The organism is Bifidobacterium sp. RTP21102st3_E2_RTP21102_210122 (assembly GCF_040916945.1).
Classification (GTDB): Bacteria; Actinomycetota; Actinomycetes; order Actinomycetales; family Bifidobacteriaceae; genus Bifidobacterium; species Bifidobacterium longum.
In genome coordinates, this window is record NZ_JBCPAN010000006.1 from 136,956 (window position 1) to 160,414 (window position 23,459).

11 protein-coding genes are annotated in these 23,459 nt (G+C 57.7%); 2 read left to right on the top strand and 9 right to left on the bottom strand.

Going from position 1 to position 23,459, the window contains the following annotated elements:
- Positions 1-4 precede the first annotated feature (4 nt).
- Positions 5-1,051, top strand: coding sequence for an FAD:protein FMN transferase (locus AB5287_RS08270; RefSeq protein WP_347010196.1), 1,047 nt, complete (start codon positions 5-7; stop codon positions 1,049-1,051).
- A gap of 151 nt (positions 1,052-1,202) precedes the next feature.
- Here AB5287_RS08270 and AB5287_RS08275 read toward each other — a convergent pair whose 3' ends face one another.
- The 3 genes from AB5287_RS08275 to AB5287_RS08285 all read right to left on the bottom strand — a co-directional run bounded on the left by AB5287_RS08275 (position 1,203) and on the right by AB5287_RS08285 (position 5,836).
- A complete protein-coding gene (locus AB5287_RS08275; protein ID WP_077387415.1) occupies positions 1,203-3,041 on the bottom strand; it encodes an ABC transporter ATP-binding protein in 1,839 nt (612 codons plus the stop codon).
- Positions 3,042-3,256: 215 nt separating this feature from the next.
- On the bottom strand, positions 3,257-5,128 hold the full coding sequence (locus tag AB5287_RS08280) for an ABC transporter ATP-binding protein (protein WP_100970039.1): 1,872 nt from the start codon (positions 5,126-5,128) through the stop codon (positions 3,257-3,259).
- Between the two features lie 186 nt (positions 5,129-5,314).
- On the bottom strand, positions 5,315-5,836 hold the full coding sequence (locus tag AB5287_RS08285) for a MarR family winged helix-turn-helix transcriptional regulator (RefSeq protein ID WP_032737608.1): 522 nt from the start codon (positions 5,834-5,836) through the stop codon (positions 5,315-5,317).
- Between the two features lie 361 nt (positions 5,837-6,197).
- On the opposite strand from AB5287_RS08285, the gene AB5287_RS08290 reads away from it, so the two are divergent.
- The gene (locus AB5287_RS08290) at positions 6,198-6,761 is read left to right on the top strand and encodes a BRO family protein (RefSeq protein WP_021975086.1); all 564 of its coding nucleotides are present in this window, start codon (positions 6,198-6,200) and stop codon (positions 6,759-6,761) included.
- Positions 6,762-7,256: 495 nt separating this feature from the next.
- Here the strand turns inward: AB5287_RS08290 and AB5287_RS08295 are convergent, their stop codons facing one another.
- The 6 genes from AB5287_RS08295 to AB5287_RS08320 form a co-directional block, all read right to left on the bottom strand.
- A complete protein-coding gene (locus AB5287_RS08295) occupies positions 7,257-10,361 on the bottom strand; it encodes a bacterial Ig-like domain-containing protein (protein ID WP_368221045.1) in 3,105 nt (1,034 codons plus the stop codon).
- A 304-nt stretch (positions 10,362-10,665) separates the two neighbouring features.
- Complete coding sequence (locus AB5287_RS08300; RefSeq protein WP_349816200.1) at positions 10,666-10,731, bottom strand: hypothetical protein; 66 nt, start codon at positions 10,729-10,731, stop codon at positions 10,666-10,668.
- 573 nt (positions 10,732-11,304) lie between these two features.
- Positions 11,305-15,846: an exo-beta-1,6-galactobiohydrolase gene (locus tag AB5287_RS08305; RefSeq protein WP_368221029.1), complete on the bottom strand. Its 4,542-nt coding sequence runs from the start codon at positions 15,844-15,846 to the stop codon at positions 11,305-11,307.
- A gap of 303 nt (positions 15,847-16,149) precedes the next feature.
- Positions 16,150-17,646 (bottom strand): RNA-binding domain-containing protein, encoded by a 1,497-nt coding sequence (locus AB5287_RS08310; protein ID WP_347013501.1) that lies wholly within the window; start codon positions 17,644-17,646, stop codon positions 16,150-16,152.
- 339 nt (positions 17,647-17,985) lie between these two features.
- Complete coding sequence (locus tag AB5287_RS08315) at positions 17,986-19,509, bottom strand: amino acid permease (RefSeq protein WP_115768798.1); 1,524 nt, start codon at positions 19,507-19,509, stop codon at positions 17,986-17,988.
- A 187-nt stretch (positions 19,510-19,696) separates the two neighbouring features.
- Entirely contained in the window at positions 19,697-23,404 is a 3,708-nt protein-coding gene (locus AB5287_RS08320; protein ID WP_368221031.1) for an FtsX-like permease family protein, read from the bottom strand.
- Positions 23,405-23,459 lie beyond the last annotated feature (55 nt).

Sequence of the window (23,459 nt, forward strand, 5' to 3'; positions counted from 1 at the left end):
GGGCATGACAAGTCTGACCGAGCAACTGCCATACGTATACGCTTTTCCTGATGCGTTGGGGACCGGATTACTGGTGCACACCGAGAGCGTATTGGACGATGAGATACGCGATCGTATTGGCTCGTTCATCCATGAATATGAGGTTGTATTATCTCGATTCCGCGATGATTCCATCGTCGGCCGGATGCGCACGGCCGCACATGGCGGCACGTTCGATTTTCCCGACTGGGCATCGGGTCTGTTTGGCCTGTACGACCGCCTGTTTGCGGCAACCGATGGGGCGACCGACCCGTGCGTGGGCGAGGATTTGATTCGGCTTGGCTATGACGAGTCGTATTCGTTTACGCCTGCGCCAGATGCCGCTGAACATGCAGGCGCGATCCACGGACGAGCCATTTGGTCAGCCGACGTTGAGCGGCATGGCACAACACTGGTGACGCGCGGACCGGTCGCGCTCGATTTCGGCGCGTGCGGTAAGGGGTATTTGGTGGATTTGCTTGCGGGGATGTTGGGTGATGGCGCGGGTCACCCTCAACCCATTCAATACGTCATCGACGCCGGGGGTGATTTGCTAGTGCACACGGACGAACCAATCACCATCGCCCTTGAAGATCCTGCCGATCCGGCCAACGCCGTAGGTACGGTCGAAATCAGCCAAGGTGCATTCTGCGCGAGCTCCCCCAGCCGCCGCCACTGGTCTGACGCCGCAGGTCACCAACTTCACCATCTGCTCAACGCCATCGACGGACTACCGGTTGACGATGTAGCCGCCACATGGGTGGCCGTCACGCCGCCATCGAGCGCCATAACCACGAAGACATCGACGCATGGCAGCAATGCCTCGACAACGGCAAACCGCGATACCGACGATTCGTCGAACACCGTTGCGGCACACGTCCCTGTCACACTGGCCGACGGCCTCGCCACCGCCCTGTTCACCACCCCGGCCACCCAGCTGCGCGCTCACTTCCCCTTCGAATGCGCCATTCTCAACGCCAACCGCACCGCCGCCCAATCCCCCAATTTTCCCGGCGGCTTTTTCACACACTAATGTACGAAATCATCAGTATCACATCCAGTGGAGCATTCCCTCGGGTGGACCGATGGGTTGCTCCCCTCAGTCAGCTACGCTGACAGCTCCCCTCGGAGAGGGGAGCCGAGTATAGCTAATCCGCTAATCCGCTAACGCAGGAAACAATCCGTCAGTCAGCGAGCGCGAACTGGCTGTTGTAGAGGTCGGCGTAAAAACCGCCCGCCGCCAGCAGTTCGTCGTGCGTGCCGCGCTCGATCACGTCGCCGTGGTTCATGACGAGGATCATGTCGGCGTCGCGAATCGTGGAGAGGCGATGCGCGATCACAAAGCTCGTACGGCCCACGGTCAGCGCATCCATGGCCTTCTGAATCAGCTCTTCAGTACGGGTATCGACCGAGGAGGTGGCCTCGTCGAGAATCAGAATCGGCGCGTCCTGCACCATCGCGCGGGCGATGGTCAGCAGCTGCTTCTGGCCCTGGGAGAGCGACGACTTGTCGTCGAGCACGGTGTCATAGCCGTCCGGCAGCGAGCGGATGAAGTGGTCGAGGCCCACGGCCTTGCACGCATCCTCGATTTGCTTGTTGGTCACGCCAGGCTTGGAGTAGGCGATGTTCTCGCGCACAGTGCCACGGAACACCCACGTATCCTGCAGCACCATGGAGAACTGGTCGTGCACGTTCCAGCGCGGCACGGACTTGGTGTCCACGCCGTCAATCGAAATCGAACCGCCGGAAATCTCGTAGAAGCGCATCAGCAGGTTGACCATGGTGGTCTTGCCGGCACCGGTCGGGCCGACGATGGCGACCTTCTGACCGGCCGAGACTGAAGCGGAGAAGTCGTTGATAATCGGCTTGCCCGGCTCGTAGCCGAACTGCACGTGGCTGAATTCCACGTCGCCCTTCACTTCGTGGCCGCCCATGTAGTTCTTGCCGAGTAGGGCCTGCTTGCCGGATTCGTCTTCCATCTCCGGCTCTTCAAGGAAGCCGAACACGCGCTCGGCGGCGGCCGCGCAGCGCTGCAGGTTCTGGAAGGCCTGCGCAAACTGCGAAAGCGGCTGAGTGAACAGGCGGATGTACATCATGAACGCCACAATCACGCCGAACTCGATCTGCCCGTCGAGCGCGAGCGCCGCGCCCACCACGCACACCACCACGTAGCCGAAGTTGCCCACGAAATTCATGAGCGGCATCATCAGGCCGGAGAGGAACTGCGACTTCCAGCCGGACTCGTAGAGGTCCGAGTTGTACTTCTCGAAGCGGCGGATCGAATCGGCCTCGCCGTTGTATGCCTTGACGATGAGGTGGCCGGCGTACATCTCCTCCACGTGGCCGTTGACGTCACCTAGCGCCATCTGCTGCCGGGCGAAGTACTTCTGGGAGGACTTCATGATGGCCATCATGATGATCAGGCCGATGAGGCTGGCACCGATGGCGCACAGGGTCATGATCACGTTGTTGTAGAACATCATCACCAGCGCGCCCACGAACAGCGTCACCGAGGTAATCAGCGAGCCGAGCGACTGCCCCAGCGTCTGGCCGATGGCGTCCACATCGTTGGTGATGCGCGACAGCACGTCGCCGTAGCTAACCTTGTCGAAGTATTTGAGCGGCAGTTTGTTGATTTTGACCGAGATCGACTCGCGCAGTCGCTGGGCGGTGCGCTGGGTGACGTTGGCCATCATCCAGCTTTGCACGTAGCCGAGCACGGCGTAGCCCACGTACAGGGCCACCAAAGTCCAGGCGATGTGGCCCACCGTGCCGAAATCTACCGAGTTCATCACCGGTCTGCCGTTAACGATGGCGGGCAGACCTTTGACGATCTCGTTGGTCATGTCCTTGAGCTTGTCCGGGCCGACGATCTGGCAGACGGTGCCGGCCGCGCCCAGGATGAGCGCGATGATGATGACGGGAAGATAGTTGCGGCAATAGTTCACGAGCTTGCCCATGACTTTGCCGAAATCATGGGGCTCTTCGACGGCACGCCTGCCGCCCATTGGTCCTCTTGGCATTTGTTTTACTCCTTAAAAGTCCGTATTGACCTCCCTCTGATGAAGGAGGTGGCGCGAAGCGCCGGAGGGAGAGAAGCCGTACGCGACTACCCCTCAGTCAGCTGTGCTGTTTTATTCGCTCGCTTATCAGCTCGTCTTCGCCTGGGAACAGCCCACTGGGCTGTTCCCTTTACGGCTCAGCCCCTGACATGGGGAGCTACCGCTGCCGCCCCCCCCTACGCCGTAAGCTCCGACTGGCTGAGCTGGGATTCGGCGATCTGGCGGTATACGTCGCAGTTGTCGAGCAGTTCCTTGTGCGTGCCCTGACCCACGACCTTGCCGTCGTCGAGCACGACGATGCGGTCGGCGTTCATGATGGTGCCGATGCGCTGGGCCACGATGAGCTTGGTGGAATCCTTGGCCTCGCGGGCGAGCGCGTCGCGCACTTCGCGGTCGGTCTTGAAGTCGAGCGCGGAGAACGAGTCGTCGAAAATCAGGATTTCCGGGTGACGGTACACCGCGCGCGCAATCGACAGGCGCTGCTTCTGGCCGCCGGACACGTTCGATCCGCCTTGGGCGATCGCGGCGGAATACCCGCCGTCCATGCGCGCCACGAACTCGCTGGCCTGCGCCACGTCGGCGGCGGCCCTGACGCGATTCAGCTGCTCGGCCGGTATATCGGCACCTTCCGCGGCCTCGCCAGCGGCGATCAACGCGGCCTCGCGCTTGCGCCCGGCCGGGGTGGAGGTATCGGCCATCTCGACCTCCGCCGGGTCGCCCGGCTGATCGCCGTAGCTCACGTTGGAGGCCACGGTGCCCTTGAACAGCACGGACTGCTGCGGCACGTAGCCGATCTTGTCGCGCAGGGCCTTCAGGTCGTAGTCGCGCACGTCCACGCCGTCGACCAACACCTGGCCTTGGCTGGTGTCATAGAAGCGCGGCACGAGATTGATAAGAGACGACTTGCCGGAGCCGGTGGAGCCGATGAACGCCACCGTCTGGCCCTGCTCGGCGGTGAAGTTGATGCCTTCCAGCATCGCCTCGCGCGAATCCGGGTAGGTGAAGCTGACGTTGCGGAATTCCACGGTGCCCCTCTGGCCGGTTTTGGCCACGTCGGCGGCGGTTTTGGTGCCGTTCTCGACGATTGGCTCAGTGTCGAGCACCTCCATGATGCGCTGCGCGGACACGTCGGCGCGCGGCCAGAGCACGAACACCATGCTCATGAGCAGGAAGCTCATGATGACCTGCACGGAGTAGTTGGAGAACACGACCATGTTGGAGAACACGGTGAGCTTGTCCTTGAGCCCGGCGGCATCGATCAGGTAGGTACCGATCCAGTAGACGGCAAGCATCAGACCGTTCATGATGGTGTTCATCAGCGGCATCATGAACGCCATGACGCGGTTGGTGAACAGCTGGGTGTCGGTGAGGTCCTTGTTGGCCTTGGTGAATTTGGCTTCCTGGTAGTCCTCGGCGTTGTAGGCGCGCACCACACGCAGGCCGGTGAGGTTCTCGCGGGCCACGAGGTTGATGTTGTCGGTCAGGGCCTGCATGGCCTTGAATTTCGGCATGACCATGGCCATCATGATGACGATGGCCGCCAGCAGAATCACTACGGCGATTCCGGTGGCGAGCGTCCATTCGAAGCCTTCGCCGGCGATCTTGCACACGGCCCATACTGCCATAATCGGCGATTTGACGATGAGCTGCAGACCCATGGTGATGAACATCTGCACCTGCGTGACGTCGTTGGTGGAGCGGGTGATGAGGCTGGCGGTGGAGAACTTGCTCATTTCGGCCGGGCCGAAGGACTCGACCTTGCGGAATTCGAGCGAGCGCAGACGCTGGGTGAACGAGGCCGCCACGCGCGCAGCGATGTAGCCGGTGATGATGGCACACGCCGCGGATCCGAGCGAGATGAGCAGCATCTTGCCGCCGGCAATCCAAATGTCCTTCATGTGGCTGCCCGGCGTTTCGACCAGCGTGGTGATGTCTGACATATAGTCGGGCAGTTTCAGGTCGAAGTAGACCTGCCCGACGATGGTCACCAGAGCGATGAGCATCTGACCGATCTCCGCTTTGGAGAGGTATTTCATGATGCGAAGCATTGGTTTCCCCTTGTGTTGGTTGGGTTGGTTATTGGTTATTGACGATTGGTTCTTAAGTTGGCTGGGTTATCGGCGATTATCGGTTCACGATGTCTTAATAGTTTCTATTGTTTGATTACTTACACTGTGAGATATTACGCGCACTTCTGCATGTTCGCTGTGAGCGTCCTCAATTAGCCTTGCCGATTAGTTCTCCGCGCGCTTAGCTGCCATGTGTTCAGCCACGCGCTTGCCCCGCTCCACGAATGCCTCACGCACCTGTTCAGCAGTCGGCCGAGGCCGCCCCGGATGGCAAATCGACATATATGTGGTGAACTCAGACACCAGGTCAACGAATTCGCGCGTGCGCCGCTCCCCCATTTGCGAGAAAATCCAGCAAATCGCGGAACGCATTTCCTCTATCATCCGATGAGACTGCTCGCGCCCGGAATCAGTGAGATTCACGCGAATAATGCGCCGATCCTTGGAATCAATGTCACGCGTGACCCAGCCTTTTTTCTCCAGAGACGACAGCACAGTGGAGATGCGGCCGGAACTGGCCTGCAGCGCCGATGCCAATTGCGATGGCGTTTGCGTCCCCTTCATGGACAGCTCCCGGAGCACGAACTGCTCACCATGGGCTCCACGAGTGAATTCCCTCTGCATTGTCGAACGATTGCCCCACACGCTGGCATACAGTTCACTAACTGCTTCCTGCTCAAATCCCATAAGAGCACCATCCATTTCCATTCGCTACACGGCAGAGCGCCGCAAACATCCCAAGAATATCTCACACCGTAAACAATTCGCTACTAGAAACTATTTTTGGAACGCATAATGCACACACTCCACGCTCTTTGATATTCTGAAAGCCGCATAGATATTCACTTCGGGGCGTCGTCTAAGAATATTTGCTGGGCCAACGGTAGCGACGTTGGCATTGTGCTCCATGAGGTATCTGGTCGAAAAGGCGGACGAAGACAGACCAGTTGGGCGGAGCGCGCCCATACCTCAAAACCATTGCAATTATTCGCTTTGACCATTTTCGTGGAGTCACGAAAATGGTCATGAAAAACATAAGGACACACCCATGAACCGCGACGAAATCACACGCAAAACCAGCGAACTCAGCACTATCGCACACACCACCGAGGACTCCAAAGTTGAGTATTGGTATGCACGCGAGCTAATGACCTATATGGGGTACGACAGATGGGAAAACTTCAGCAAAGCTATTACACGAGCCAAGCAAGCTTGCGACAATTCCGGCGTATCCGTTGAATCCCATTTCCGTGACACTACGCGAGACGTGACTCTCGGCAGCGGTGCCACCAGCTCCATCGCGGACGTCAAGCTCACCCGATACGCCTGCTATCTCATTGCTCAAAACGGTGATCCGAAGAAAGAAGAAGTGGCACTTCTCCAGAGCTACTTTGCCGTTCAGACTCGCAAAACGGAAATCATTGAGCAACGCATGGGAGAAATCAGCCGGCTCGCCGGCCGAGAGGCCCTTGCCACTGCAGAGAAGAAACTCTATCCGTATACCCAAATCACACACAACAAAACCGCACAAGTGCACATGTACACGCCCAACCACGCCGCAGAACGCCGGCAAGGATGTGATACAGGCCACAGAAAGCGTTGTACCGCCTAGGCAATGCAACAATTGTCCGCTATGCTCTGAAGGCAGATGGCGGCACGGATGCCATCCCAAAGAGGGGGTATGACCATGATTCGGGGTATGAACCTATGCAGCATCGCCGGCTGCACGCACGAAGCAGAAGAAGCGGGCATGTGCAACATGCATTTCACATCGGCGCTGGTTCACGGAGCGCTGCACTACACTGCGGGCGGACGTCCGTCGCACTGCTGAGCGCAACAACAAAGCAAAACAACCAGTAACGCTCAACGGCTTCCACATGTTCATGCTCTAATTGCATGTACTTGCAGACACAATGGCCGGTCTGAGCCAACTGCCCTCGCATGGAGCAGCTGGCTCAGACCGGCCATTATTGTTGCTTTGTACTGTTTGCACTGTATTGCGCCTGCATTGCGCAAGCTCGAGCGCACTCGGGTGCACTCGCTGAGTGGCGTGAATCGCAGATTGCTCAATAGCAACGCAATCCACGCTACTCAGCAGTTGCCATGGTTATGCGCGGCGTTTGCGGATGACGAGCAAGGCACCAGCCGCAGCTGCCAGCACCACAACCACGACCGCAATGGCAGCCACGGCAGCACCCGTATTCGAAAGGGGCGCAGCGCCATTAGCAGCCGGCTTATTCGTGGCAGTGCTACCGGGCTTAGCAGTGTTGCCAGGATTGTTGGTATCGCCGGGCTTCTGCTCTCCAGGGCCGGGAGTGACCTCCGTGGCCGTGACCGTGACTTCGAACGTCGCGTTCACGCCACGATAAGAGACGGTGATGGTCCTCGTGCCTGCGGTGGCAGAATCAAAGCCAGTGAACTTCAGATCACCATCAGTTGGATCAATCAGCTTGCGCAGCGTTTCAGTATCGCCGACTTTGTAAATGGCGGATACCTTCACATCGGCAGCGTTGAACTTATCGCCTACCTGATAGGAATCCTTGGTCACTTCCACAGCAAGCTCAGCCAACTGAGGCAGTTCGCCGAATGTCACTGTGTAGGTTTTCGCCGTGCCATCCTCAGCAGTTACAGTCACCGTGGCCACGCCGTTGTTCTCGGCCGAAGCCTGCTCCACTTGCACCGTAGCCTTTGCGTCAGCAGCAGTCGCCTCCACCGTCGGGTAGGAAGCAGCATCTCCAGCCAGCGCACCGGCATATTTAGTGGTATCCGCGGAGAATCCGTCAACCGTCTTGCCATCCACAGTCAGATCAGCAAGATTGGCGTTACTAGACGGCTGCGGCTCTGGTGTCGCTTCACCTTCGGCGATGCGTACTTCAGCGATCTTGGCATAGTCATTGCCATCGGCGTAGGTGAAGTTGAGGCGAATGCCCTTGGTGGCGGACAGAGCGCTCACATCGGCTTCCGTCACGGCTCCAGCAGCACCATTCACAGTGACTGCCGGCAGCGTGGCATCAGTCCACGTGGCGCTGTCTTCAGCTAGGTACGATACAGTGAAGCTCTTCGGAGCGGCCTCGCCCTTGGCCTTATCCACCGCAACGCTGAGCTTGCCCAGCTGATATGCCTTATCGAAGGTGTAGCTGAGCCACGGCGAGGTGTCGCCGGTGCCCCAGTTCGACCAGTTGGTGCTCAGGTTGTTGTCGCAAGTCAGGTCGGCCGTAGAAGCGGAGGCCCAGCTACTGGCCGGCTCATACTTCGAGGCCGCAGCGGACGAGCAGAACAACCGGGCAAGGTTGCTTTCCACAGTCACGGTGAACGTGGCGGTTACTGAAGAATCAGCGACAAGACGCACCGTCACGGTTTGCTCGCCCAATTTGGTGGTGTCGAAGCCTTCCAGCGTGTATTCGCTTGGCTCCAGCACACGCGTTTTGCCATTGGTGAGCGTGGCGGTAACCGTCACGTCCCGAAGCGCGAGCATCTGCCCCTTGGCGATAGTGGCTTCAGGGTCCTTAGCCGCGATGGACTCCACAGCAGCAGTCTGCGAACCGAACGCAGTGCCGTTGAAGGCCACGGTGAATGCGCCGGCATTGCTGTTCGACGTGGCGAAGACACCGGCATCGAGCCCGGTTGCGTCCGCACCGGTCAGCGTTACCGTAGCGACATCCTGCCATTCATCGTTCGCGGAAGCACGCCAGTAGCCTTTCAGGGTATCGGTTGCGGCGCGCTCCAGCTTGAGTTGCACTTGGTCGCCGAAGCCGGCACCAACATGCGATGTTTCCTTATCGATGTAGCCATCGGCATTGGAATCGTACTGCATGTAAATGCCGCTTGGGCTGGCAAGTAACGTGGCATATCCCTTGCCGCCGTTAGCGTCAGCAAGACCGTTACGAACCACCAGGCCGGCACGCGGATCGCCATTACCGCCCAAGTCGAGCGGCTTGACCGTGGTTTCCAACGTTTCGTTCACGTCCAGAGCATCAGGCTGGTACACCGCGCTGCCCTCGTTGCGATCCGTCCAGACACCACGATTGGCGTTGTCCGTAACGGTGAAGTCATAGGTACCGCCGGATGCGGCGACCTGGCACGCGCTGCCGCCCTTCCAATGGGCTTCCTTCCAACTTCCGGAAATCGGGTTGGAGCAGGAAACGTCGATGGTTCTGCGGAATGTGCGGCCCGGGTTGAAGTTGCTGCTCTCGGCAAGAGTGCCTGTAATGGTGTAGGTTCCCGGCACATTGAATGCGTAGGTGCTGCCGGCAGCCTTGGTCGACTTGCTGACTGCCGTACCGCCTTCCACATTCCATGTCACCTTGGTAGCAATGGTATCGTCGCCTTCCTTGACGTTGACGGTGTCCGGCAGAGTAACGGTTCCGCCCGTGTTCACGGTCTTCGGGAGATCATCGCCGGTTTCCACAGTCCAGTTGACCAGCTTGCCCTTGGCGCTACCATGGTTGTCCCAATAGTTCAGATCCCAGCCGTCGGGCTCGCCTTCTTGAGCAGGATTATGCATTTCGATGGTGCCGTTCTCACCGATGGTCAGCGGCAGCCAAACATAGGTGGAATCGGCTTTACCGGAATCCCAACGGTCACCAAGGTAGATGAAGTGACCTTTCTCCTGGTCTACTGCGAGCACACTAGCCGACTGCGAACCGAATGTGGTGCCGCGGGTATCGCCCACAGACAACAGACCATCCGCGCCTTCCGGCATGTTGTTGTACCACGTGTTCTCGTTGGCATCGTCCTTTTCCACGCCACGGGTCCAGCTTCCCAGCATGGAGTCGGCGGTGTAGTAGGTCTGCTTGTTCGGGTCCCAGCCGGTTGCACCAGATGCGATGATGTTGTAACGCCCGTCATATTGGAATACGGCAGGAGCTTCCAGCGAACCATTTTGTTTGACGATTTGGAAATCTTCGCCACGCACCGGGGCATCCGTAGTACCGTCTGCAAGAATGTATGGGTACTGCCCGTCAGCAGAGTACTGCTTTTGTCCCTCGGACTGGTCCACATTCGTGGTCTTGACTACATTGGTGTAATCATCGTTGAGCTTGGCGATATACAGCGTGGCATTGGCTTCGGAAGAATACAGTACATAGGCACTGTCGTCCTTCGGATCCACGAACACAGTCATATCGCGGCTGTCACCGTTCTCACCCCAGCTGGGGTTACCTGCGGCTTCTTTCCAATTGTTCTGGTTAGGCAAACGATAGGCACCCACCATAGTGAACGGGCCCGCCGGATTGTCGGAAACAGCCACGCCCGCAAGTGCACGTGCATAGTTGGAACCGCCCGGCGTGGTGCTTCCATCGGAATGCCACCACAGCACGTATTGCTTGTTCTTCTTGTTGTAGATGATCTTCGGACGCTCGAAAATGCCCTGTACGGAATCAACCGCGCCATCACCATCCTGATCGGGGTTGGTGTTGAGGTACGGGAAGATTGCGTCGGCCTTGGCAGCGTCCACACTGCCGTCGGACTTGGTCAGGTTGTAGGCCTTGTCGAAGTAGGCGTAATCGGCATTGCTCTTATCCGTCAACTGAGATTTGCTGGTCACCGCACGCAGCGCCACACCAAGATCGGTCCAGTTGTATAGATCTGTCGACATATAAGCATGAACACCGGGGCTGTTGTCGTAACCGTTAGAACGGTCTTCGCCATACCAGTAGTAGGCGTCGCCAACCTTGACCACTTGGCCACCGTGCGCTTGGATGTGTGTGCCGCCATTATCATTGGCGTTCTTGGCATACCAATATGGCTGGAAGTAATCGCTAGCGTTCTTGCCCGGATCGGCTGTGGGCTGGAACTTGGTGTATGTCGGCACTTGGCCGATGGTAGGCAGGTAATCCACACCTGCCGCACTGGCACTTGCAGCGGCCAGCCCGCATGACAATAGCGTTGCCGCGGCGGTAATTGCCGCGATAAGAGCGCCCTTGCCCTTATTGTTTATCTTCATTGATTTGGTTCCTTGATTGATGATAACGGTTTTTTGAACAAACAGTTATGTCGCTATCCGCGAAGTCAGAAAAGGGCCGACAAATCAATATACCGATACTGAAAACTCAGTATTCAACTTGTCGGACCAATTATGCTCAAAGAGCGGAGGAACCGGCCGGCAATAGTCAATATTGCCGGCTTGTTCCTTCCCCCATTACTGTGCGAGGGTGCTATGCACGCTTGCGCAGCATGAACAATGCACCCGCGGCAGCGGCCAGCAGAGCGACAGCGCCAGCGATGGCGGCAACACTGGAACCGGTGTTGGCCACCGTGTTCTTGTTGCCGTTGCCGGTGGCACCGGGCTTGTTGGTGTTGCCGGGCTTCTGTTCTTCAGGGCCAGGGGCGACTGCGTTGGCCTTGACCGTGACGTTGAAGGTCGCGGTCACACCACGGTAGGAGACGGTAATCGCCTTCTTGCCTGCGGTGGTGGAGTCGAACGAGCCAATCGCAAGCTGCGGGTCGTCAAGAGCGACCGGCACTTCCTTGGTCTTGTCGACACTCTGGTAGACGGCAGTCACCTTCAGACCGGCGGTATCGAGCTTGTCGCCGATGGCGTACTCGGTCTTCGTGGGTCCGATCACCTTGAGCGAAGCCAAAGTGAAGGCGTTGAAGGTCACCGTGTAGGTCTTCGTCTCAGACTCGTCGGCTGAGGTCACCGTAATGGCGGCCTTGCCGCCAAGCTTGCCGTTCTCAACCGCGTCGCCAGTCACCTTGACGGCGGCGGCATTGTCGGTGGCGAAGGCCTGCAGCACCGGGTTTGCCTCGGCGTCGACCGGCAGATCAACCGTGTAGTCGGTCTTGGACGGGTCGAAGCCTTCAACGGTTTCGCCGTCAAGACGCAGGTCGCCCAGCGTGGCATCGGATGCTGGCTGCGGGGTGAGTACCGTGCTGTCTTGTGCGAACACCTGGATCTCAGCCACGTTGATGTACACCTTGGTGTCCTGCAATGTGTTAGTCAGGCGGATGGCCTTGGCCTTTACCGGGGTGCCGAGCACGAAGTCAACGGTCGGGGTGTCGGCGGCGGTGATGCCGTCGGAGCCAGAGCCGGCATCGCCGGCCTGTATCTTCCAGCCATCCTTGGTACCGACTCCATGCCATTCGCCAGCCTCATTCTGGTATTCCAGCGTCTGGCTCTTCGGCCAAGACGCACGACCATCGTAGTAGAAGAAGGTCTTCACTTCGGTGATGGTCTGAGCTTCGTCGAAGGTGAACGTGGCGACCGGGTCCACCGTCGAGGCGGTGGAAGCCCAAGTGGACCAACCCTTTGACGTAGTGTCACCATCGATGGCCTTGGAAGCGGAGGCACCCTCCTGGAAGTTCACCGAGAAGTTCGTGCCAAAGGCCGCGGCGATGTTCTTCGCAGCACCCTGAACCGGCGTCACGAATGCCTGAATTTCGGTGGCGTTCATGTAGTCGTTGTTCACGGTGTTCACAATGCGCACCTTCGTGGCATTCACTGTGCCCTTATCGGCCTTGAACGTCACCGTCTGGCCTGCGGCAGGCTTAACATCGCTACCGAGTTGCATCCACGTCTCGCCATCAGTGGCGTACTCGGCCTTGGCGGAAGCCGGAGCCTTGTCACCATACGTGATGGTCACGCTGCTAAGCTCACACTCAGAGCCGAAGTCAATCGTGGCGGTCGGGCTGGCGGAATAGTCACCAGCAGAGTTCCACGTCACCCAGGATTCAGCTGACGTGTCACCATCGGTGAGCTTCTTCCACTGATCGCCCTTGCTGTATTCCGTCTGCTGGTTGGTCACGGTCAGGTTGGAAGCAGTGTCGGCCACATTCTCAGGCGTGGCGGCGGTGACATAGATCGCGCCCTTCAGCGCAATCGTGGTCGCGTCGTCCAGCTGGTAAGTACCGGTCACGGCAATGTTGTCGCCAGCCTTGGCATCGGCGAGCTTGGTATCAAGCCCATCGAAGTTCCACGTAACCTTAGCCGCATCGCCCTCGAATGCAGGCGATGCCTTGACGTGTAGGTACACCGGCGCAGCCTCAAGCGCGGCCTTCGCCTCGCTCGCACTGGTGCCGGCCAGCACTGTAGCCGATACCGGATCGGAAACGGTGAGCGCGCCAACGTAGACCGTAGCGGCGACATTGAACTCGTTGCCGTACACATCGGTGGCGGTAGCGGTGGCTTCGTAGGCGCCTTCCTTGGCCACATCGACCTTGGAAGTATCCCAGTTGGCAACCGTGGCCTTGCCTTCGCCCCAGGTGTAGTAGAGCGTGACTTCGACCGGAAGCACGGCCTTCTCGTTAACGGCGGTCTGCACGTTCACGGTCTTCTGGCTGGTCGGCGTTACATTGCGCAGAGTCCATGTCTGGTTGGCGGACGGCGAAGTGCCGCTCGGTGACTGCCACAAGCCAACCTTCGTGCCGACTGTGGTACCAGAGTTATCCACATCGAGGTTCGTCTTAGTCGCGGCATTGAGCAGCTGGTAGGTCGAACCATCGGAAGTGTTGAGAATCCACTTGGCAGCCGGGTCGGACTTAGCGGCCTCAACCGTTTCGTTGGAAAGCGCGTTCGTGCCATCCTTGGACACCAGCACCTTGCCTTCGGCGTTAGTAATCACATAAGCCTTGAGATCAGGGCGCTCGGAGTCGGCGGGCTGCTCGATCTGGGTAAAGGTCCAAGTCTGCTTCTTGGCGTTCTCGGCATCGGAAGCGACGTTGGCCAGGGACAGCGCGGAATCACCAGAAGTGGTATCAGCCACGGCCTTGCCGGACTGCTTACCAACGAGCTGGTAAGTGTCGCCGGTCTCGACGGCAGCATCCTTAGCGTAGCCGGTCACGCCAGTGAGCTGGATGGAGGCGATAGAACGGGCGGGCACAGTGACCGTAGCGGTCTTGGCAGCCTTGTCAATCATCACAGAGCCTTCAGCTTGCTTGACGTTGCTGGTCTTGGCGAAGACTTCCGGAGTGGCGGAATCGACACCCGCGTTCTTGTCTTCGGCAGAGGTTTCGGTGGTCAGGTAGAGCTCACCGTAAGCGTTGTCGGCAATCTCGCCGTACTTCGACAGGTCGATGACGAAGGTCTGGTCAGAGGTGCCGGAGTTGCGGTGGATGACGGTCTGTGTCTTGCCATCGTCGGAGGTGGCAGTCATGTTGTTGTCCTCATCGTTGTTGGCGATGACCTTGTCGCCCGCGTGGATGAAGTGGGTGATGGCCTTGACGCCGTTGTACTTGGCGTTTGCAATAACCGTGCACGGTTCAAGTCCATCGGTGGTACCGCCGTTGTTGTTCACGCGGCGCTCGGAGTAGAGCTTGCCGTCCATGCCAGCCACGGTGCAGTCGAAGTCGATGAGCACGGTGCCCCAGTTGGTGTTCTCACCGGCCGGATTCACATTCGAGCCCATCTGCATGTTGTAGAGGTCCTCGACCACCTGCCAGAAGGTGAAGTCCTTGGACTGCAGGCGGGTGACGTTGGAGCTGATCTTGCTCATCATGCCCAGCGCGTTGTCGAAACCGTACGGGTTGTAGGAGCCGGACTGCCAGGAGCCGTCCACCTCGCTCATCGACAGCTTCTTGCCGTCTGCCTGAGCGATATCGCGCGATTGCATCTGGCTGCCGTCGGAGTAGGCGTGAACATTGTACTGATCGATAAGGTCCTTGATCGCCTGCGGGTACTGGTTGTACGACTTGACAAAGTCAGCGGAGTTTGTAGCATCAGTGGCTGCGATGATGGTGTCATCATTGTCCTTGAGCGCCTCAGCGAGTGCGGTAATCGTCTGCTGCTGCTGGGCGTTATTGACATGCATACCCTCCTGCGGCTTCTTCAGCGCGTTGGAGTATGGGGTGACGGACTTATCTTTGTCGGAGTAGTACTTATCCCAGTAGTTGTTAATGAGCTTGGTGTTGTCATCGCTCTCATCGGTGTACTTCGAAGCCATGTCGCCCGGAGTGCCCCAGTAACTGGTCTCGGACTCGTTGAACGGCTCGACCGTGTCAACGTTTGCGCCAAGGCTTTCGAGGTGCTCGACGTTCTTGGTCATGTACTGAGCGAATTTCTCAGGGTTTGCAAGATTATTGCTACCGGAGTTGTATCCACCAGTGGCGTAACCGCTGTTGGTCAGGAACCACGGAGCGGAGTTGGCGAAGGCCTCTACATCGGTGATGTCGGGGTTATCGCCGGTGGCACCGCGCTCAATCCACCAGTCTTGGGCGGCGGACTTGGAGAAGTCATACTGGTTGTCGTCAGTCGGGTCGAATGCCGCAGCCAGCTTGTCTTTGTCGGCCTGCTTGGTGGTTACGCCATTGCCATACGTGCCGGAGCCGGTGGCGTCATCTTTCCACGTGCCAGGCACGGCAGCGCCTTGGCGCATGAATGGGTAGCCGTAGGCAACATCGGAGGCATTGCCGCCGCCCACGTTGTAGCGGGCCATGTTCAGGTCCAGTCCTTCATCACCGAAGATGGACTGGTAGAACTGTTCGCGCAGCTGTTTGCCGTATTCCACAGCCTTAGCCTTGGAAGCGTCATCGCCGAGATTGGTGGTGATGGCCGATTCCTCGCCGAGGCTGCCGGTGGCGTTGGCGAACCAAGCCAGCGAGGTGCCCCAGCCATCGAAACTGTTGGCATACCATGGGTTCGGGGTCACGGTAATGGCATCGTTATCAGCCGCATACGCAGTGCCGGCAACCGCAAACGCCCCTCCTCCCACTAGTGTTGCCGCCGCAACCATTGCAGCAAGCGATTTGCTCAGTACCTTCATTGGTCTCCTTAGTGTTCCTGCTGTCCGCCTTATACCGGAAAAATCGGCCTTTGCTTCACTGAGCCAGCCTCTTTGCCTGATACATGACCTACGTCGACTCCTTCTTTCGGCGCAGCCAAAATGTTTACGCAAACATTTTGATATGAGCGATTTTATCACAAAACCGTCACCCAGCAAACAACTTCAGAGACCACAAACGACGCACAAAGTCATGAGCCATTCGAATTGCGCTGGCCCAATCGCTACGAATCATATTTGCCGTAGCCCTTAAGTGAATCCCACTGCATCGAGATATCGCGCCCGCTATCCCTTCCGATAACGCCGACCACGCGTGTTGCCTTCAGCAATCAGCTTTCCTTGCGCAACTAAACCGTTTAGGAATTTGCGGACTGTTCTGTTATCGAGCTCTGTTATCTTGGCGAGTTCAGGTACAGTCACATAGTCAACCTCTGTCAAGCGTCGATTCATCGCCGACAGCATCGCTGCCCGCGAATCAATTTCACCCGATGCGGTTGCATCTGCTTTCTTACCATCCACACGTTCCCCGCCAATGAGCCTCGCACCCTCTTCGGCATCTTTCTCAACTACAGATCTCACGCTAGCAAAACCAGAACCATCCACGGTCTTCAGCGCAGGAACAATAGGAATCGTCGCCTCGAATATGTCACCATCGCGGAACTCAGGCTCTCGCTCAGTATATTGCCGGGACGCTCTTATCAGATTCCGCAGTCCGCTACCCAGCTGCTCGGCCATGCCGGTCTGCACAAACACATTAGCGATAATCGGATTCTTTGGCATTGGCGTGAACTCGCCCAGCTTCATTCGACCTTCAAAGAATGAGCGCGAAGCATTAACCGTCCGGATGGATTCATTATCAATGGTGACACGCGCCACCACCGGACTGGAATACTCCCGATGCATGAGGCTGTTTGCCACCAATTCACGGGCGATCATCGTACGCGGGCTCACTCGCTTATCGCCCTTTAACACAAAGCGGTCAGGCAGATTCCGCTCAGTAAATTCACGGAGTTGCTCGTACGAATCGAACAAGTTGGTCCGCACCATAAGTCGGTCATCGTATCGGTCAATATTGTCTCGCCGAACCACGGCATCAGTAATATACGCTGGGCAAACCGAGGAAATGACTTCATCCTTGCCCAAGAGCAGCACTGCAGCAAGATTAAAGCCCTCTTCGCCGGTCGTGTAATCACGATCGTATAGCTTGGCGCTGCGGAACAGTTCTTCGTCAGACATAGTTCCCCAAGGGTGCCCAGCTCGCTGAGCGACCGCCAGCTGCCGCATTCGCGCAATCAGCTCAGGACGCAAATCAAACGGAGTCACGTAACGGAAAATTCGCCGTTCGGAATAGTAGTTCTGCTTGCGAATATACATTTGACTAATCTGGATATCGCTTTCGATGTGTGTATCCACATCAGCAATGCGATCAAACACTGCGCCCTTGAACCGCACAACCGAAGAACTCGGAGCTACCCAAATACGAACAATAATCCGTTCGTCGTACTCGATATGTTCCGTTTCCACCATTGGAGCCGGTTCGAACATCTTACGATTAGACACTACGTTGACAACGTTGCGCTCTATCTCACTAACGCGCTTAGAATCGACGCCGAGCACTTGACCGTCATCGTCAACGCCAAGATAAATGCTGCCACCAGAACGATTGGCGAATGAGCATACAGTCTCAAAAGTATCCGTATGAGGCAATTCGCTGCAGCGCTTGAACTCGACCATAGATGATTCACCGGCCTGCAGCACTTGCATAAGTTCATCCTGCGTCATCGCATTCCGCCCTTCATAGCGATAATTCATACATTAGGACATGGCACTTATCGTATTTTAGCATCTAATTAGTACATTAGGACATTGTTTTATGTCCTAATGTACTAATTAGGCGGCTAATTGTACTAATAATTGCACACTGATGTACTAATCCGATGATCGAATGCACTAATTGTCCGCGCAAATGCACTAATCGGATGACCGAATGTATCAATGAGACCTATAGGCAGCCGATTGGCTGACGATCAGCCCAGTCATTGGCTATCGGCCGCTAGCCAGTCAGCCGCCAACAGCCAACAGCCACCCAACTAATAGCCGCCAGCCAATCAGCCCGTCCAATCACTCCTTGTGTTCCAGTGCGGCCTTTAAATCGCGGCTACGGTAGCGTTCGCGCAGCATAGAGAATCCACCGAAGCCCACAAGCCACACCAGGCCGGCAATCGCGGAATTGCGCGTATCGTCCGCAAGGAACAACGTCAGGTAGATGAACACGAAGAACACGATTGCCACCGTATTGAGCACCTTCCAAGCGGGCATGACGAACCCGTCCGGAATGAAATCAGCGGAGCGACGGTACTTGCGGTGTGCCATCAGCGTCAGGATGTAGATGAACAGGAACACCGCGGAGCTGGCGGACGAGAACAGCACGAACGCTCCGGACACACCGGGGATGGCGTTGACGATCGGCGACAGCAGTATCAGCGCCGCGGACACCAGGATGGCGCGGGCCGGCACCTTGCGATCGGACACCTTGCCGAGCTTGTTCAGCATCGGGTTCGGCGACACCTCGGACAGCTGGTACAGGTGGCGGCCAGCCGAGTACAGCAGCGAGTTCAGCGCGGAAGATGCGGCGGTAATCACCACGAAGAACACCAGCGCAGACGCCCAATTCAGCCCGGCATACTGGAACACCATAATGAACGGGGATGCGAAGGAGCCGTCCTTGTTCGGCTTGAACGAGGTCCACGGCACAATGCACATGATGGCCACGAGCGCGCCCACATAGAAGATGAGCACACGCACGATAATCTCGTTGACGGCCTTGGGCAGCACCTTGCGCGGATTCTTGGTCTCGGAGACGGTGACGCCCACGAATTCAATCATCTCGTAGGCGAAGAACACCATCTGGAAGCTCATGAGGAAGGCCATCCAACCGTTCGGCGCGAACGAGAAGTTGGCGAACAGGTTGTCGAATCCGGCGTGGCCGGCCGGGCTCACGTGGTCCACGCCGTGAATCTGCACGGCTGGGTAATGGTAGCCGATCACGATCATGACCACGGCGGTGGCGATCATCGCGCAAATCAGCGTGATCTTGATCATCGAGAACCAGAATTCCACCTCGCCGAACACCTTGACGGCAATCAGGTTGATGGAGACCAGCGACACCAGGAAACACAGCTCGATCAGCCATTTCCAATGGGTCAGGTCGATGCCGAACGTGTCGAAGAAGGTGATGAAGTACGTGGAGACGGCCGTGATCTCGGTCATGCCCAGCAGCACGAGCGCGGCCCAATACGTCCAGCCGGCGAAATGCCCCCACCCGTTGCCAAGGTAACGGGTGATGAAATTGATGAAGGTGTGCTGGCTGGGGTCACGGTACATCATTTCGCCGATGGCGCGCATCAGGAAGAACATGATGACACCGACCAGAATGTACACGAAGATGATCGAGGGGCCGGTTAGCGAGATTGACTTGCCCGAGCCCAGGAACAGGCCGGTGCCGATGGTGCCGCCAATGGCGATGAACTGTACGTGGCGATTGCTCAGGCCACGCTCCATCTCGTTGGTCTGGTCCAGGCTTTCGACAGACTTGAGTTTGCCCGTAGCCTGCTGTGTACCACCATTCACATTCGTATCGGCCATACTGATTTCATTTCTCTTCTCTGCCGCCCGATTGTTACGCACCAGACGCGATACTCGTTCAAAACAAGTTCAAACTGTATCACCGAAATATGTCACGAAAACCGCTCAGCTCAAGAATACATGCGATGATACTGTAAATATTCCGCCAAAAAGTTCAATTCATCAACACCAAATTGAACTTCTACCTCTATTCCACGGACTTGAGCGAGCTGACCGGGTCTACGCGATCGAGCACTGGGTTGGTGAACAGCTGCACCAGCAGCGCGAACGCCAGCGTCGCCACCACGGCAATCGCATAGCTGTACCAGTGCACTTCCACTTCGAAATACAGCGACGGCATATTCAACGCAGCAGTCAGTAATCCGCCTATCCACCTGCCAAGCGGCAGACCAACCACCACACCCATACCGGTCAATATCATCATCTCGCGGTTCACGTAGTTGTGCACCTCGCGGTCATAGAAGCCCAGCACCTTCAGTGTGGCCATCTCGCGGATGCGTTCGGACACGTTCGTATTGGCCAACGTAAACAGCACCACCAGCGCCAGGCCGCCGGCGAGCCCCACAATCAGCGCCACCACGGCACCCATCAAATCGAACTTAAACGTGGCGGCCAGATGCGCACAGCTCACGGCCTTGAGCACCGACGATTCCTCGCCCAACCGATCCGCATATTCGGCCTGTTCGGTCTCGGAACCTTTCAGCTTGGCGAGCATCGCGTTCCACGTCAAGGTCGAGGCAGTGCCATCTCCCGAAGCCGAAGACGTCACACCGTCGGCCGCAAACTTCTGGTCGTACAGTCGCTCACTGATGTACACATCAGAGCCAATAAGATTGCGCGTCACGGCCGTGACCTGCACCTTGGCCCGGCTGCTACCGCCATTGCCCAGCGTGACGGTGTCGCCGGCATGAATATTCAGCGAGTTGGCGGCGGACTGCGATACAATCACGCCACTATCGTCCAGCGCTACAGTGCCGCCACCCGCTTTGCCGAAGATATTGGGCAGCCCAAACCATCCATCATCGCCAGCTTGTTCCAGCGTGACCATATCGTTCAAGATATTCAGCGAATCGTTGGGCACGGTCATCAGCTGCACGGTTTCGCTTTCCTGCGCCGCATTGCTCATCTCGCCACTATCCACGCGCAGATTCAGCGTTTCGGTGGTTTGGCCATCTTGTGCCACCTGCTTGCGCATCGCGGTGGCGTCATCGTCATTGGCCACGACCATCAGGTCGTACTGGTAGATCTGCTCGTATTGTTTGACGCCAATCGTGTCGACGGTGTCATTAATCGCAAATCCGCAGATAATCAACGCTGTGCAACCGGCCACGCCACCCACGGTCATAATCAAGCGCGACTTGAATCGGAAGATATTGCGCGCGGTGACTTTGCCGAGGAAGTTCAGCCGGCTCCATACCGGGCGAATCCGCTCCAGCAATATGCGAGCGCCCGCTTTCGGTGCCTTCGGCCGCATCAACGCGGCGGGCGTGTGCCGTATCTCCTCGCGACAGGCGAGCGCGGTGGCCACGCCCACGCCGACCACGAACAGCACGATGCCGGCCGAACCGTACAACCAGTCGTATTCGAGTCGCACACCGGGCAATATATACAGTCCCTCAATCACCACCAGCAGGAATGCCGGGATGCCAAGGAATCCGACCAGCAGACCGATGCCGCCGCCGACCAAGCAGGCGAGCAACGCGAACAGCAGATACCGGCTGGACACGGCGAGTCCGCCATAGCCGAGTCCAAGGTAGGTGCCGATAAGTCCGCGGTCTTCCTCGACCATGCGGGTCATGGTGGTCAGGCTCATGAGCACGGCGACCAGCAGGAACACAATCGGGAATGCGCGGCCGATGGATTCGATGGAACTGACGTCTGATTTGAGCGAGCTGAATCCGTCGATCGAAGCGCGTGTCTGCACATACCAACGTGCGTTGGCCACATCGTCGATGCGCCGTTGCTGCTTGGCGAATTCGCTTTCCGCTTCGCTTCGCTTCGCATCGAGTTCAGACTGCGCATCATCCAGTTTCGCCTTGCCGTCCGCGAGCTGTTGTTCGCCTTCTTCCAGCTGCCGCTCGCCTTCTTCGAGCTGCTGCTTGCCGCTGGCCAGTTGGGCGGCCTGCGCTTCAAGTTGCGCCGACTGGGTTTCGAGGGTTGCGGCATTCGCTTCGAGTTCCGCGGATTTGGTATTGAGCTGTGCCTCTCCTGCAGCCGCTTCCTGTTCCTTGGCGGTCAGTTGCGCGTTCTGCTGGTCCAAGGTGGATTGTGCGGGGGCAATGGTTTCGTTTAATGTGCGCTGCAAATCGGCTTTCTGCTGGGTCAGACTGTCTCGCTGCGTTTGCAGTTCCGTTTGCTTGGCGGCCAGCTGTTGCCGCAGCTCACTGATTGACGGCACTTCAGGCAGGGTAATGCCAAGGCGCGCGAGCAGTTGCTTGATGGCCTGCCATGTGGGTGAGTTGAAGTCGATATTCGGGTCAAGTTGCGCCAGTAGATTGTCGGCCTGTTGAATCATGGACAGCATCTGATCAATTTGTGCCACGCCTTGGTCGATTTGGGTAATGCCCTGTTCGATTTTCGTGCGATTGGCGGTCAGTTCCGTTTGCGCCGCATCGAGCTGTTTGTGAGCCGAGGTGAGCTGCGTTTTGCCTGATTCGAGCTGGGTGCGCGCTTCGGCTATCTGCTGGCGACCTTGCGCGATCTGTTGACGGGCCGTTGCAATCTGCGCACGTCCATCGGCGAGCTGCCGTTCGCCATCGGTAATGGTTGTCCTGTTGTTCTCCAATTCGGTACGGCTATCTTGCAATGTCGTTTCGTTGGCTTCCAGCTCGGCCCAGTTGTCGTCGATCTGCTTCTGGGCTTCGTCCAGCTGCTCGTTGGCCTCGTCTTGGGCATCGTCCAGTTTGCGCTGCGCGCTGGAGACGATCTGTTGACGACGGGCTTTCTGGCGTGTGGTCTGTATCTGATGTTCGATACGGTCGGCCACGGTTTTGACGGCTTCATCGTAGGCATCGGAAAACGTGTCAAAATCGGACGCACCAGTGACGGCAACCGATATCGCAGTGTATATATTGCCGGTCACGCCGTCGCTGGGTGCAAAGAACGTATAGTCCTCGGATGAGGTGGACCGGAAGGAGGTCATGCCCGAATAGCCGTCTGGATTGTTGAGGTCGCGCGGGTCAAGTACGACGCCGGTGATGGTGAGTTTCGTGGGGAACTGCGGGGATTGCTCGGCGTCGGCGTCCGTATTGGCGGCGGACTTCGCATCGGATGCCGAGGCATTGGCGGCGACACCTACCGTATCGGCATTATTGGAATCGTCATTGGAATCATTATTGGAATCGTCAGTCTCCGTGGCCGCTACCGATATGACGGATGAAGAAGTGTCTTGTGGCGTCACAGTAATGGTGCCGCCAATCTTGAGTCCGCTATCGTTCAGGAACTGCTGAGTCACCGCCACTTCGCCGGCCTTGTTCGGCAGTTTGCCTTGTTGCAGGTACGGCTGATCAAGCCCTTCGGTACCGATTTCCTGCATGGTCACGGTTTTCTTGGTGCCGTCCACCAACGTGGTCACCGTCTGAGAACGTTCGGGCTGCACGGTTTGCACACCGTCGATTCGGCGCAGTGCCGTTGCATCATCATCGGTCAGGCCGTATGTGGATAGCACCTGCAGGTCATGCAGTCCCTGCTGATCGTAAAAACGACCGGCCGCCAGAAAAGCATCGCGGCATCCGGCGTAGATGCCGGTCAGCACGGCCACGCCAAGCAGCGTGATGACGGCGATCGAGACGAACCTCTTCCAGCTGCGCAGCCAGCAACGCAACGTATCTTTGGCAAATACCGCAGAAACGCCCGCTCCTCGACCGCCGCTATCGTCGAGGTTCCGCCGTTTCACAGAATGTTTCACAGGTTGTTTCACGAATCGCCTCGCTTGTTTCACGGGGCGTTTC